Genomic DNA, 12,800 nt, shown 5'->3' with positions numbered 1-12,800 from the left:
ACCGGGAGTTGCCGTGAAGCCGTACCTGAGTTTGCTGCCAAGTCGACAGGCAATGCTGCTGATGCTGGGCGCGTTGCTGTCGGCCCACGCCGGAGCAGAATCCAGCCTGTCGGCCAGCGTTGATGTGATGACCCGGCAAACTGCCTCGGGTGCCTCTTCGCGCCTGCAGGCCTCAATCGATGCCCGCCACGATACGGCTATTGGCAGCTTTTTCCTGCAGGATGGTGAAGCCGGTTGGGCCATCCCGGCTCCGGCAGGCTGGGTTTCGCTTAGCCTGGCCAATGAACCGATCTGGAGCTTGGGCAGCAGTTCGTCGCACAACATGGCGCTGGCGCGCTACGGCGTGGACCTGCCCAACAACGGCTCGCTTTCGGTAGGTCTGGCAAAGCGCGTTGGCAATACGGCTCCCGGCAAAATGATGGTGCTGAATCTGGAGTGGCCGCTAACCACGTGGCATGGCCAGAAAATCGAACTGCTGGGCTGGGCAAGCGAGGCCGATACGCAACGGCGCTACAGTCTGGGGCATGAGGTGGCCAACTCGCATTGGCAACTGGAACAGGCAAACCTGATGCTGGTCGCGTCGCACCCGCTGAATCGTGAATGGTCGCTGGATGCGGGCGCAGCCGCTGGGCAGCGGAAACCCATGGCTCCCATCAGGCAGGTTGGCAGACCCTGCTGGGGGTAACGTGGCAAATGCCATGACAGCATTTGCCAGCCGGTTGGAGGTGCCGAGCCTGATCGACTCGCACTGCCATCTGGACGCCGCTGAATTTGATGGCGAGCGCGATGCCGTAGTGGCACGCGCACAGGCGGCCGGTATCGGCCAGATCGTGGTCCCGGCGGTAGCGCAAAGCAACTTTGCCAGCACCTTGCAGATGCGTGAACGCTACGGTTGCTGGCTGGCGTTTGGCCTGCACCCCATCTATATTGAATACCATCTGGATGATCATCTAGCCGAACTGGAACACAGGTTGGCCGAACACGCGCCGGTGGCGGTTGGCGAGATTGGTCTCGATTTCTATCTGCCGGAGCTGGATCCGGTGCGGCAGGAGGCCCTGTTTGTGGAACAACTGAAACTGGCGCGCCGCTACGATCTGCCGGTACTGCTGCACGTGCGCCGCGCTCAGGACCGTATTCTCAAATACCTGCGCCAGATTCCGGTGTCGGGCGGCATTGCCCACGCGTTCAATGGCAGTCGTCAACAAGCCGATGCCTTTATCAAGCTGGGCTTCAAACTGGGCTTTGGCGGGGCGATGACTTACCGTGGCTCCACCCGCCTGCAACAGTTGGCCGTCAACTTGCCGCTCACCAGCATCGTGCTGGAAACCGACGCGCCGGACATCCGGCTAAGCCGGGCACAGCAACAACCGAATGAACCGGCCAATCTGCGGCGATTTGCCCAGTTATTGGCTGACTGGCGGCAGCTGCCATTGGACGTAATTTGTCACGCGACATACTGTAACACTCTTGAAGCATTGCAGCTGACTGGTCGATAATTTCGCTTCAATTATAAAGACCGTATTTAAATATCGCGGTCACCTACCACGGACCCCATCATGCGTAACCTCTCGATCGCGGCACGAATCACCCTCGGCTTCGCCCTGATCATCGCCGCCTTGGCCATTACCGGCGGTATTGCCCAGTTCGGGCTTAACCATATTGATCAGCGCGTCACCAGAGTGGTGTCGCAGGATCTGGCGTTCTTCAGCCATACCGTCGAGCTGCAAACCCACGTCAGCAATCTGCGCCGTTACGAAAAAGACTATTTCATCAACATCGCCAGCCCGGATAAACGCGCGGAGTATCTGCGCAAATGGCAGCACACCCTGACGCAGGCACAACAGGCACTGGACGAGGCACAGCAACATACTCTGACGGGCACTGCTTAACCAGCAAATGACCGAGCTGAAATTGCTGCTGGCACGCTACAGCGCTGGCTTTAATGCCGTATCGTCGCAAGTGGAAAGCGGCCGGATTACCTCTACCGCCGAGGCCAATACGGCCTTGAATAGTTACAAGGAGCACGTGCATCACATGGAAACCGTGCTCAAGGATCTGCTCAAGGCGGGCAATCAGGCCATTCAACATCTGCAAACGCAGATCGATGAGGCCTCGAGCCAGGTTGAACACGAGCTGTGGCTCAGTGGCATTCTGGCACTACTGGCCAGCCTGGCACTGGCAAGCTGGATCACCCGTTCCATCCAGGCACCGCTCTCCAACATGCGGGCCACCAGCCAGAGGTTGGCCGAAACCCGCGACCTGACGTTGTCGATCCCCGACTATGGCCGCAATGAGCTGGGCAGCATGGGTCATTCACTTGCCACGCTGGTGGATACCGTGCGCTCGCTGGTGCACGAATCGCATGGCCATTCAGCCCGTCTGGTACAAGCCACCGACCAGCTCACCCGCCTTAACGGTCAGGTGGCCACCGCGGCGGAGCAGCAGGCACAAGCAGCCGCCACCAGCACACACGCCATTCAGGACATGAGCAGCAGTCTGCACACCATGGCAGACACCGCCCAGAACGTGGAAAGCCAAGTGCGCGATGCGATGCAGGATGCAACCCATGGTGCCGAGCTGGCCGGTAAGGCCGCTGGCGAAATCCAGCAAATTGCCGCCAGCCTGGCAGAAACCTCGCAGGCTATCGGCCAACTGAACCAGCGCTCCAGTGAAATTGGCGACATCGTCAAGGTGATCCACGATATCGCTGACCAGACCAATCTGCTGGCGCTCAATGCCGCCATTGAAGCCGCTCGCGCCGGAGAAGCAGGGCGTGGGTTTGCCGTGGTAGCCGATGAGGTGCGTAAGTTGGCCGAACGGACCAGCAAGGCCACGACAGAAATCGCCTCGCGCATTCAGGATGTACAGGATGAAACCCAGCAAGCGTATCAGAGCATGCAACAAGCCAATGGCCGCATAGACACTGGCGTACACAGCACGCAACAGGTAGCCGAGGCCTTGCGGGCACTTAGCGAACTGTCACGCCACTCAATGGCCAAGGTGGTGGATATGGCACAGGCCATGCAGCAACAAAACCAGTCCAGCCATGGCGTCGCCCAAAACATGGAACGTATCAGCCAGATGAGTGTTGATACCCATTCGGCCATCCAGCAAACCGGCGAGCTGGTGCAACAGTTGAAACAACTGTCATCGGAACTGGATAACAGCCTGAATCGTTTCCGCACCTGAACGTCACAGCCAGACAACAAAAAACCCGCCATTGGCGGGTTTTTTCATGGCTACGAGAATCAGGCGGCCTGACGGAACGAACGAACAAATCCCAACACGCAGACAAAGAACAAGGTCGTCAGCGCGATTTCGCCCGCCGCCAACCAGTGCGACAGACCATGGTCGGCCCAAGTCCGCATCACGCCTTCCATGAAGAACGCCAAAATGAACATGCTGGACCATTGATAGGTGTAAACACGCTCCTTGAGGATACCCATCAACGGCGCCAACAACACCACCGCCTTGAGCGCCATCAGGGAACCACCCGGCCGCAGCGGCGCCAGCCATAGCTCCCACAGCAAGGTCAGCAGAATCAGGGCAATCAGGCTGGCAACGGCACCGTAATGAAACAGTTTTCGACTCATTTAGACTCAATTCGTGATGCTGAACGGCCAAGCAAGGCCGCCGTGAAAACGCCGCACTCGTACAACAGCCAGAGCGGCACGGCCAGCATGATTTGCGACAACACATCGGGCGGCGTCACGATGGCAGCCACTACAAAGGAACCGACAATCACATACGGCCGCGCCTGACGCAGTTTTTCGATGGAAACCACGCCCATGCGCACCAGCAAGATCACCACCACCGGTACCTCGAAGGTCATGCCAAAGGCGACAAACATGCCGAGGACAAACGACAGGTATTTGTCGATATCGGTCATCATGCTGACGCCAGACGGCGTCACCGCCGACATGAAACCAAACACCACTGGAAACACCAGAAAATAGGCAAAGGCCATGCCGGTGATGAACAACAGCACGCTGGACACCACCAGCGGCAAGATCAGCCTTTTTTCATGCTGATACAGGCCGGGAGCAACAAACGCCCAGATTTGATACAGGCTATTGGGTAAGGAAATCAGGAACGCCACCAGCATCGTCACCTTGACCGGCACAAAAAACGGCGCGGTAACATCGGTGGCAATCATGTTGGTGCCCTTGGGGAGGGCATCCAGCAGCGGTTTGGCAAGCAAATGATAAATATCGCCCGACCAGTGGAACAGGGCGAGGAACACAATGATCATGCCCGCCGGGCGCGCACCAGCCGGGTACGCAACTCGATCAGGTGCTCCAGCAAGGGTTGTTCATTCATGCGCGGGGAGGAACCGGAGGCGTTGTGGCAGTGGATGCCGGGGAATCAAACAGATCCAGCTGATTGTCGTCTTTGCCCGGCGCAGGCGTTTCGGCCAACGTGTCGCCAGCGATGGCAACATCCACCGCCTCAGGCAACGGCTCGGGCTGAGGTGCTGCCACAGCAGCTTCTGCGGTCGGGCTGGTGGCTGGCGCTGTCGTCATGGCATTTTGCACCATGGCCTCGCGCACTTCGTGTACTTCGCCTTCCAGCTGGGTCTTGAAACTGGTTGCCACCTCCTGAATATCGCTACGCAACGACTCCAGCCCTTGCAGATTGGCTTGCTGGCTGATGTCGGCCTTGACGCTGGCGACAAAGCGCTGCGCGCGCCCCACCAGAGCGCCTAACGTACGGGCCACCGTCGGCAGACGTTCCGGCCCCAGCACGACCAGCGCCACGACACCGATCAGGAGCAATTCGCCAAAGCTGATTTCAAACACGCGGTAACCTGTGGCTTATTTCTTGTCGTGATCGACGTCGATGATGCGACCGTTTTCCGCTGGCTTGTCTTGCGGCTTTTCGGTTTCACCCTTCATGCCGTCCTTGAAGCCTTTGACCGCGCTACCCAGATCTTCACCGATGTTACGCAGCTTCTTGGTGCCAAAGATCATGGCCACCACCACCAGAACAATCAGCCAATGCCAGATGCTGAAAGAACCCATGCTAACTTCCTTTGCTTGATACGTTCATGGGCACCATGGCCCGCGAATCGGTCAATCGGCCTGATGGCCGAAGACATGGACGTGCAGGTGGAACACTTCCTGACCGCCGCCCTTGCCGGTGTTGATGCCGGTCTTGAAACCGTGCCCCAAGCCCTGTTCCTTGGCCAAACGCGGGACCAGTCCCATGATCTTGCCCAGCATGGCTTCGTCTTGCGGGCCGCAGTGCGCCAGCGACTCGACGTGCTGCTTGGGAATGATCAGGAAATGTACCGGGGCGATTGGCCGAATGTCGTGAAAAGCAAACACGTGCTCGTCTTCGTACACCTTGTTGGCCGGAATTTCGCCCGCGGCGATCTTGCAAAAAATGCAATCACTCATCTTTAGTACGTCCCGTAGATCAGTCCGCAGTCGGACGGGAGGCTTTTTCATCGATACCGGAAATGCCCTCACGGCGGTGCAGCTCCATGATCACGTCTTCCGGACGCAGGCCATGGAACGCCAGCAGAACCATCGAGTGGAACCACAAGTCGGCGGTTTCCCGCACCAGATGCAGTTTGTCCTTGTCCTTGGAGGCCATGATGGTTTCAGCGGCTTCTTCAGCCACTTTTTTCAGAATGGCATCTTCACCCTTGTGAAACAGCGACGCCACATAAGACGAATGCGGGCTGGCCTCACGTCGGGCTTCCAGCGTATCGGCAAGAGTTTTGAGCACATCAGGTGTCATGATTAATCCTTCTGGCCGTCAAGCCACTGAAATATAGGGCAATTACAGCAGGCGTCAGCCGCCGATGGTGGCACCATAGCACGGGCCATGCATACCGGTGGCCATTTTAACGTGCTTCCCCACTCCTGCGTTGACGGTTCTCAATTCAATGTGTGTGGTAAATGTCGGACGGGTCCTTGAGTACAGCATCCACAGTACGCCACTGGCCTTGTTCCAGTAACTACGATAAAAGCAGCTCTCCCGTCCGGTATGACAGGCAATGCCGCCCACTTGTTCGATCTGCATGACGATCACGTCGCCGTCGCAGTCCAGGGCGCAGCTCCGAGACCTTTTGCACATGGCCGGATTCTTCGCCTTTTTGCCACTGGCGCCCGCGTGAACGGGAAAAATAATGGGCAAAACCGGTTTCAGCGGTTTTTTCCAGCGCCTCGCGATCCATCCAGGCCACCATCAACACGCGGCCGCTGCTGGCGTCCTGCGCAATGGCCGGAACCAAGCTTAAGGCTATCCCATTTCACTTCATCAAGCCAATTCATTCATCCATCCCTGGTCATCGCCACGCCGCCGACACGGCGCAATCAACCGTTACAAGCGTACTTCGATACCGGCGTCGCGCATGGCTTCTTTGGCCTGACGCACCGTGTATTCACCAAAGTGGAAAATACTGGCCGCCAGCACGGCATCGGCCTTGCCTTCCTTGACCCCGTCCACCAAGTGCTGCAGGTTGCCAACACCACCAGAGGCGATCACCGGAATGCCAACGGCTTCGGAAACGGCACGGGTGAGCGGCAGGTTGAAGCCGATCTTGGTGCCATCACGGTCCATGCTGGTCAGCAGGATCTCACCCGCCCCCAGCTCCTGCATCTTCTGCGCCCACTCGACGGCATCAATGCCGGTGCGGTTACGCCCGCCGTGGGTGAACACTTCCCAGCGATCGTTTTCCGGCGTGACCGCCTTGGCGTCCACCGCGACGACAATGCACTGGCTGCCAAACTTGTCGGCCGCTTCCTTGACCAGATCAGGATTGGTCACGGCCGCCGTATTGATGCTGACCTTGTCGGCCCCGGCATTCAGCAGACGGCGAATATCCTCCACCTTGCGCACGCCGCCACCCACCGTCAGCGGGATGAATACCTGCTCGGCCACCGATTCGATCACGTGCAAGATGATGTCGCGCGCGTCGGAACTGGCGGTGATGTCGAGAAAAGTCAGCTCATCGGCGCCCTGCTCGTTGTAACGCCGGGCAATTTCCACCGGGTCACCGGCATCGCGCAGGCCGACAAAGTTGACGCCTTTCACCACGCGACCGGCGGTCACGTCGAGACAAGGGATGATGCGTTTAGCCAGAGTCATGTCAGAAAACAGAAAAAGGTTGGCCGAAACGCTGTTCGGCCAACCTTGAGGGTTGTGGAATCAAACCTCGGACAGTTCGTCGGCCGGGTTTGTGCGGCGGCAAAATCAATGCTGCCTTCGTAGATGGCGCGGCCGGTAATAGCACCGGCCACACCTTCCGCCTCGACGGCGCACAGCTGGCGCACGTCATCCAGATTGGTCAGGCCACCGGAGGCGATGACCGGGATTGTCAGCGCCTGCGCCAGCGTCACCGTGGCGTCAATGTTGACGCCAGACATCATGCCGTCACGGCCGATATCGGTGTAAATGACGGAGTTGACGCCATAGTCTTCAAAACGCTTGGCCAGATCCACCACCTTGTGGTTGGTGATTTTGGCCCAGCCATCAATCGCCACCATGCCATCCTTGGCATCCAGACCGACGATCACCTGACCGGGGAAAGCATCACAGGCGTCGTGCAGGAAGCCGGGGGTTTTCACCGCGGCGGTACCGATGATGACGTAGGACAGGCCCATGTCGAGATATTTCTCGATGGTATCCAGATCGCGAATGCCACCACCCAGCTGCACCGGCATGTCCTCACCAACTTCGGCCAGGATGTCGCGGATTACCGCCGGTTCTTGGGCTTGCTTAAGCAAAGGCGCCGTTCAGGTCCACCAGATGCAGCCTAACGGGCACCCTGATCACGCCAGTGGGCCGCCACTTGCACCGGGTTATCGGAAAAAACGGTGGCATCGTCCATCACGCCCTGTTTGAGGCGCACGCATTGACCATCCTTGAGGTCGATAGCAGGTATGAGCAGCATGGTGCTATGAGATCACTTGGAGTTAAACACTGCCATCCCGGGCCGGAAATTCTTCATCATCTGAAGACCGGCTGAGTGGCTCTTTTCGGTGTGGAACTGGGTTGCAAAGATGTTCTCACGCCCGACGATACAGGAAAACCGATCGGGGTACTCGCTTTCGGCCAACGTCAGCTCAGGGTTGGCTTAGCGCGAAGTGGTAACTATGAACAAAATAGAAGCGTTCGCCATCGGCGATGCTTAAGCAAACAACGGGTGCGGTGCCACCTGATAGACGCGATTCCAGCCCATGTGCGGCACTTTCAGCCGGTCACCATGGGCATCACGCAGATTATCGGCAAAACGCACCACATTGCCCGGAAACAGGCCAAGGCCCGGCGTGTTGCCTTCTTCGCTGTGTTCAAACAACAGCTGCGCCCCCACACAGATACCAAAGAACGGTTTGGTGCGGGTGGTTTCGCGCACGGCATCTGCCAAACCATAGGCGTTGAGTTCGCGCATACAGTCCGGCATGGCGCCCTGACCGGGGAAGATGACCTTGTCGGCCTTGACGATGGCTTCCGGGTCGCGGCTCAGGAAAATCTCGGCACCAATATCGTTGACGTACTGCGCCGATTTCAGCACCGAGTGCAGGTTACCCATGCCATAGTCGATGACAGCGACTTTCATGCGGTCAGCGTCCCTTTGGTGGATGGCGTCACGCCCGCCATGCGTTCATCGTGCTCACAAGCCATGCGCAGCGCACGGCCCATCGCCTTGAAAACGGTTTCTGCCTGATGGTGGCTGTTGACCCCACGTAGGTTATCGATGTGCAAGGTGGTCATGCTGTGATTGACGAAGCCATGGAAAAATTCGCCAAACAGGTCAACGTCGAACTGGCCGATCGCGGCACGGGTAAACGCCACGTTGTACACCAGCCCCGGACGCCCGGACAGGTCGATCACCACGCGCGACAACGCTTCGTCCAGCGGCACATAGGCATGGCCATAGCGGCGGATACCTTTTTTGTCGCCCACGGCACTGGCAAACGCCTGCCCCAGCGTAATGCCGATGTCTTCCACCGTGTGGTGGGCATCGATATGCAGATCACCCTTGGCCACGATCTCCAGATCGATCAGCCCGTGACGGGCAATCTGATCCAGCATGTGTTCGAGAAAAGGCACACCGGTATCAAAATGGCTTTTGCCACTGCCATCAAGATTAATGGTGACGGTGATCTGGGTTTCCAGCGTATTACGGGTAACAGTAGCGGTACGCATGATTTCAGACAAATAGGTTGCGGGGCGACAGGAACGCCGACGTTCTTGTCCGGGTCATCGGCTCAGCACATCGGCCACGCCCGGCAGGGCTAACAGGCCCCAATCGTACCCTGTAAACAACTTTTGGGCTACCGCCCAGCATGAGGCAACGGTGTAAGCTAATGGCTTAAGCACCCTGTCCGGCCCAAGCAATTTTAGTGCTGACTTCCGTCGTCCAGACGCAGTTCGGCAGCGCGCGCATGTGCCGTCAGCCCCTCGCCATGCGCCAAAACGCTGGCAATACGACCCAGTTTCTGCGCCCCGGCATGCGAGACACGGATCAGGCTGGTACGTTTCTGGAAGTCATACACACCCAGCGGGCTGGCAAAACGCGCCGTGCGGCTGGTTGGCAACACATGGTTCGGGCTTAGCACAGTAGTCACCCAGCGATTCCGAGGTAAAGCGCCCCATGAAGATGGCGCTTAAGCATGTTTGAGTTGCCCCGGGCAGGAATCCGGATCGGCCACCGACAGCTCCAGATGCTCCGGTGCAATATAGTTGGCGATGGCACAGGCTTCCTGCAAATCACGCACCTGAATCAAGGCACCGCGATTACCCAGGCTGGCCTCGATGATGGCGCGACGCGGCATGTCCGGCAGCAGGCGGGCAATGCTTTGTTCCACTTCGGCAATGAATTCGGCCGACGGGCACAGCAGAATGGCTCGGGCGATCTCGTCGTGTTCGGCTTGACTGAACAGGTCCATGGCGATCCAGTCGGTAGGCGTCGAACCGTCACACACAACCAGAATCTCCGATGGCCCGGCCACCATATCGATCCCCACCACGCCAAACACCCGGCGCTTGGCGGCGGCCACATAGGCATTGCCCGGCCCGGTGATCTTGTCGACCTGCGGGATGCTCTCGGTACCGTAAGCCAGCGCGGCAATCGCTTGGGCGCCGCCCACGGTAAACACCTTGTCCACACCGGCAATGTAGGCGGCGGCCAACACCAGATCATTGCGCTCGCCACTTGGCGTCGGCACCACCATGATGATTTCGCCCACGCCACTTTGGCTTAGCATGGCATTCATCAACACCGAGCTGGGATAGGAAGCCTTGCCGCCCGGCACGTAGATGCCGACACGGTCCAGGGCCGTCACCTGCTGACCCAGCAGCGTGCCGTCTTCGTCTTCGTAGCTCCAGGGAATGTGCCAGCTGCTTTTCATGGTAGCGACGCACACGTTCGCCTGCTGCCACCAGCGCCTCGCGCACGTTGGCCGAAAGACGCTCATAAGCGGCCTGCAACTGCTCACGCGACAACGTCAGGTCGGCCATGCTTGCCGCCTGCATGTGGTCGAAACGGTTGGTATAGTCCACCACCGCCGCATCGCCACGGGCTTTGACGTCGTCACAAATGGCCGCCACGGCCGCATCAATCGCCGGATTCTGCGCGGTCTCAAAGGCAAGCAGCGCCTTGAGACGGGAGTCGAAATCGGCTTGGGAAGAAGACAGTTTCAGCATGACGGGGTCCGTTGCCTTACGCCGGGATGGCGGAGGCAAACGCCTCCAGCACCGGCTGGATGGAGTCGTATTTGAGTTTCAGCGCTGCCTGATTCACTACCAGCCGCGAGCTGATGTCGATGATGTGTTCCACCGCGACCAGATTGTTCGCCCGCAGCGTACCGCCGGTTGACACCAGATCGACGATGGCATCGGCCAGACCGACCAGCGGGGCCAGTTCCATCGAGCCATACAGCTTGATGATGTCAACGTGTACGCCTTTGGCCGCGAAATGCTCACGCGCAATCTTGGGGTATTTGGTGGCGATCTTGAGACGGGCACCGCGTTTCACCGCTGCGTCGTAATCAAAACCGTTTTCGGTGGCCACCATCATCCGGCATTTGGCGATATTCAGGTCCAGCGGCTGGTACAGGCCGGTGCCGCCATGCTCGATCAACACATCGCGCCCGGCAATGCCCAAATCCGCCGCGCCGTACTGCACATAGGTGGGGACATCCGACGCCCGCACAATCACCAACCGGACATTTTCGTGGTTGGTGCCAATAATCAGTTTGCGGGAGGACTCCGGGTCTTCTGCCGGGGTAATGCCAGCGGCGGCCGGGAGTGGCAGGGTTTCTTCAAAGATACGCCCCTTGGACAGGGCAATAGTCAGCTTCATGATTTACTTCTAGAAAAATTGGAAATCGTTTAATGCCACATCAGCCCACCAGAGCCCGCCGTTCGCGCTCCAGTATGCCGACATAACGCTGAACCAGCGTTTCCATTGCTAAACCGCAAGCGCAAAAAGGCACAACCGGCGCGCGTGGCATCCTGCCCGGAACGCAAACGGGTATGCACATGGTGGCGCACTTCCAGCCCGATGCTCAGCGTACCCACTGTCGGCAGATCGACCGAGCACTGGAAATACTGCTGCCCCGGTCAAAACCCGGCGTGGAGGTGGAAGGCAGCCACAGGCTCATGCCGCCAAGGCTAATGTCAAACAGGGGGAGATCCAGAGGCTGGGTCGGATAATCGGCGATACGGCAGATCACCGGATTGGCGACCGGAGTCTGGATACGGAAAAATTCGCGGCGCTGCAGTTTGATGACCTGATCCGGTAGGTCCACTTCAAAAGCGGGGCCGCTGTCCAGTTGCACGCGCCGCGCCTGCCCGGTAACAAACTGGGTTTTGACGCCGTCGGGCGAGCAGACCACAACGTTGCGATCACTAGCCAGCAACTGTTCGTTAGTGGCCGGATCGCCACCCCAGTCGAGCACCAGCGTGCCCTCCTTGAGGTTGACTTCCAGCAGGCGGGTCAGGATGAAGGTTTTACCTTTATTGGAAAACACCGTCACCATCTGCCCGGACTTGGCGATGGTGGAAAGATGATGCGCAACTTCAACCGGCGTCGAAAGCGTGTATTGGCTCAAATCCAGCGACTGGTTCGCGCCGGATGAACTGCCGGTGATCGGGTCTGCACTCACGGTGGTCCAACTTTCCCTAATGTCTGCTGCAAATGCGATTGCACCAAGTTTATCGTAATAACTCACGAAGATCATGAGCCAATACGGTAGACGGCGTACCGTACGCCTCATATACCCGCAGTTTGCCCTGTCGATCAAACAGATACGAACCGGCGCTGTGGTCTACAGTATAGCTCCCGCCACTGGCTGGCACTTTTTGCGCCACGATCTGATACTGCGCCTTGACCTTGTCGATGGCGGCGGCCGATCCGGTCAGCCCGAGAAAGCGCGGGTCAAAATGCGGCACATAACCGGCCAAAACCTGGCGGGTGTCACGTTGCGGGTCGACCGAGACAAACAACACCTGCACTTTATCGGCCTCGGCACCCAGCACTTTCATTGCTTCCGCGTATTCCAACATGGTGGTTGGACAAACGTCGGGGCAGTGAGTATAGCCAAAAAACAGGGCGACGGCTTTGCCCTTGAAGCCAGCCAGGCTGCGCGCCTGCCCGGTGTGATCGGTCAGGGTGAAATCGCCCCCCATGGCCTTGTCGGAAATATCCATGCCCTTGAGGTCAAGTGACGGCGTACACGCCAGCAACGACAGGGACAGCAGCACAGCGGCCAGATAACGCAACAGTTTAGCGAGCACGGCAAACACCAATCGAGCAACAATGCGATGGGGCGTCAGCATACTGG

At 58.5% G+C, this 12,800-nt stretch carries 14 protein-coding genes and 5 pseudogenes; 4 read left to right on the top strand and 15 right to left on the bottom strand.

Annotation, left to right across the window (positions count from 1 at the left end; genetic code table 11):
- Positions 1-13 precede the first annotated feature (13 nt).
- Genes GKE73_RS10930 through GKE73_RS10915 form a run of 4 tightly spaced genes read left to right on the top strand, consistent with a single transcriptional unit; the run spans position 14 to position 3,189 of the window.
- Positions 14-685: a hypothetical protein gene (locus GKE73_RS10930; protein WP_230370044.1), complete on the top strand. Its 672-nt coding sequence runs from the start codon at positions 14-16 to the stop codon at positions 683-685.
- A gap of 13 nt (positions 686-698) precedes the next feature.
- On the top strand, positions 699-1,496 hold the full coding sequence (locus tag GKE73_RS10925) for a TatD family hydrolase (RefSeq protein WP_230370043.1): 798 nt from the start codon (positions 699-701) through the stop codon (positions 1,494-1,496).
- 60 nt (positions 1,497-1,556) lie between these two features.
- On the top strand, positions 1,557-1,889 hold the full coding sequence (locus GKE73_RS10920; protein ID WP_230370042.1) for an MCP four helix bundle domain-containing protein: 333 nt from the start codon (positions 1,557-1,559) through the stop codon (positions 1,887-1,889).
- A gap of 7 nt (positions 1,890-1,896) precedes the next feature.
- Positions 1,897-3,189, top strand: a complete 1,293-nt coding sequence (locus GKE73_RS10915) for a methyl-accepting chemotaxis protein (RefSeq protein ID WP_230370041.1) — start codon at positions 1,897-1,899, stop codon at positions 3,187-3,189.
- Positions 3,190-3,248: 59 nt separating this feature from the next.
- Here the strand turns inward: GKE73_RS10915 and GKE73_RS10910 are convergent, their stop codons facing one another.
- The 15 genes and pseudogenes from GKE73_RS10910 to GKE73_RS10840 form a co-directional block, all read right to left on the bottom strand.
- On the bottom strand, positions 3,249-3,593 hold the full coding sequence (locus GKE73_RS10910; RefSeq protein ID WP_230370040.1) for a DUF2069 domain-containing protein: 345 nt from the start codon (positions 3,591-3,593) through the stop codon (positions 3,249-3,251).
- Positions 3,590-4,320 (bottom strand): annotated as a pseudogene (gene tatC, locus GKE73_RS10905) (twin-arginine translocase subunit TatC). Before tatC ends, GKE73_RS10910 begins: the two are co-directional and overlap by 4 nt.
- Entirely contained in the window at positions 4,317-4,799 is a 483-nt protein-coding gene (gene tatB / locus GKE73_RS25755; protein ID WP_376767336.1) for a Sec-independent protein translocase protein TatB, read from the bottom strand. The pseudogene tatC and the gene tatB overlap by 4 nt, the downstream one beginning before the upstream one ends.
- 15 nt (positions 4,800-4,814) lie before the next feature.
- A complete protein-coding gene (tatA, locus tag GKE73_RS10895; protein ID WP_230370039.1) occupies positions 4,815-5,021 on the bottom strand; it encodes a Sec-independent protein translocase subunit TatA in 207 nt (68 codons plus the stop codon).
- Between the two features lie 51 nt (positions 5,022-5,072).
- Positions 5,073-5,399: a histidine triad nucleotide-binding protein gene (locus GKE73_RS10890; RefSeq protein ID WP_230370038.1), complete on the bottom strand. Its 327-nt coding sequence runs from the start codon at positions 5,397-5,399 to the stop codon at positions 5,073-5,075.
- A gap of 19 nt (positions 5,400-5,418) precedes the next feature.
- Complete coding sequence (locus GKE73_RS10885; RefSeq protein ID WP_230370037.1) at positions 5,419-5,745, bottom strand: phosphoribosyl-ATP diphosphatase; 327 nt, start codon at positions 5,743-5,745, stop codon at positions 5,419-5,421.
- Between the two features lie 145 nt (positions 5,746-5,890).
- Positions 5,891-6,253: pseudogene (gene hisI / locus GKE73_RS10880) on the bottom strand (phosphoribosyl-AMP cyclohydrolase).
- 77 nt (positions 6,254-6,330) lie between these two features.
- Positions 6,331-7,098 carry an imidazole glycerol phosphate synthase subunit HisF gene (gene hisF, locus GKE73_RS10875; RefSeq protein ID WP_230370036.1) on the bottom strand — a complete coding sequence of 256 codons (768 nt, stop codon included), beginning with the start codon at positions 7,096-7,098 and terminating at the stop codon, positions 6,331-6,333.
- Positions 7,099-7,187: 89 nt separating this feature from the next.
- Positions 7,188-7,903, bottom strand: a pseudogene (gene hisA / locus GKE73_RS10870) (1-(5-phosphoribosyl)-5-[(5-phosphoribosylamino)methylideneamino]imidazole-4-carboxamide isomerase); the annotation flags it as partial.
- Positions 7,904-7,915: 12 nt separating this feature from the next.
- A pseudogene (hisH, locus tag GKE73_RS10865) lies at positions 7,916-8,569 on the bottom strand (imidazole glycerol phosphate synthase subunit HisH).
- A complete protein-coding gene (hisB, locus tag GKE73_RS10860; protein WP_230371467.1) occupies positions 8,566-9,159 on the bottom strand; it encodes an imidazoleglycerol-phosphate dehydratase HisB in 594 nt (197 codons plus the stop codon). The pseudogene hisH and the gene hisB overlap by 4 nt, the downstream one beginning before the upstream one ends.
- 194 nt (positions 9,160-9,353) lie before the next feature.
- A pseudogene (gene hisD / locus GKE73_RS10855) lies at positions 9,354-10,659 on the bottom strand (histidinol dehydrogenase).
- A gap of 16 nt (positions 10,660-10,675) precedes the next feature.
- Positions 10,676-11,317, bottom strand: coding sequence for an ATP phosphoribosyltransferase (hisG, locus tag GKE73_RS10850; protein ID WP_230370035.1), 642 nt, complete (start codon positions 11,315-11,317; stop codon positions 10,676-10,678).
- 205 nt (positions 11,318-11,522) lie between these two features.
- Complete coding sequence (locus tag GKE73_RS10845; protein ID WP_230370034.1) at positions 11,523-12,122, bottom strand: flagellar brake protein; 600 nt, start codon at positions 12,120-12,122, stop codon at positions 11,523-11,525.
- Positions 12,123-12,171: 49 nt separating this feature from the next.
- Positions 12,172-12,795 carry an SCO family protein gene (locus tag GKE73_RS10840; protein WP_230370033.1) on the bottom strand — a complete coding sequence of 208 codons (624 nt, stop codon included), beginning with the start codon at positions 12,793-12,795 and terminating at the stop codon, positions 12,172-12,174.
- Positions 12,796-12,800 lie beyond the last annotated feature (5 nt).

It is taken from the genome of Paludibacterium denitrificans (assembly GCF_009707705.1).
In the GTDB taxonomy this organism is placed as follows: domain Bacteria; phylum Pseudomonadota; class Gammaproteobacteria; order Burkholderiales; family Chromobacteriaceae; genus Paludibacterium_A; species Paludibacterium_A denitrificans.
The sequence above is the reverse complement of the archived record's forward strand: the minus strand, read 5'-3'. Positions and strand labels throughout refer to the sequence as shown.

What these genes read in the sequence shown, in the direction of transcription:
- GKE73_RS10925 (WP_230370043.1), top strand. Translation starts at nt 699, where the DNA reads ATGACAGCATTTGCCAGCCGGTTGGAGGTGCCGAGCCTGATCGACTCG.
- GKE73_RS10920 (WP_230370042.1), top strand. Translation starts at nt 1,557, where the DNA reads ATGCGTAACCTCTCGATCGCGGCACGAATCACCCTCGGCTTCGCCCTG.
- GKE73_RS10915 (WP_230370041.1), top strand. Translation starts at nt 1,897, where the DNA reads ATGACCGAGCTGAAATTGCTGCTGGCACGCTACAGCGCTGGCTTTAAT.
- GKE73_RS10910 (WP_230370040.1), bottom strand. Translation starts at nt 3,593, where the DNA reads ATGAGTCGAAAACTGTTTCATTACGGTGCCGTTGCCAGCCTGATTGCC.
- tatA (WP_230370039.1), bottom strand. Translation starts at nt 5,021, where the DNA reads ATGGGTTCTTTCAGCATCTGGCATTGGCTGATTGTTCTGGTGGTGGTG.
- GKE73_RS10890 (WP_230370038.1), bottom strand. Translation starts at nt 5,399, where the DNA reads ATGAGTGATTGCATTTTTTGCAAGATCGCCGCGGGCGAAATTCCGGCC.
- GKE73_RS10885 (WP_230370037.1), bottom strand. Translation starts at nt 5,745, where the DNA reads ATGACACCTGATGTGCTCAAAACTCTTGCCGATACGCTGGAAGCCCGA.
- hisF (WP_230370036.1), bottom strand. Translation starts at nt 7,098, where the DNA reads ATGACTCTGGCTAAACGCATCATCCCTTGTCTCGACGTGACCGCCGGT.
- hisB (WP_230371467.1), bottom strand. Translation starts at nt 9,159, where the DNA reads ATGCGTACCGCTACTGTTACCCGTAATACGCTGGAAACCCAGATCACC.
- hisG (WP_230370035.1), bottom strand. Translation starts at nt 11,317, where the DNA reads ATGAAGCTGACTATTGCCCTGTCCAAGGGGCGTATCTTTGAAGAAACC.
- GKE73_RS10840 (WP_230370033.1), bottom strand. Translation starts at nt 12,795, where the DNA reads ATGCTGACGCCCCATCGCATTGTTGCTCGATTGGTGTTTGCCGTGCTC.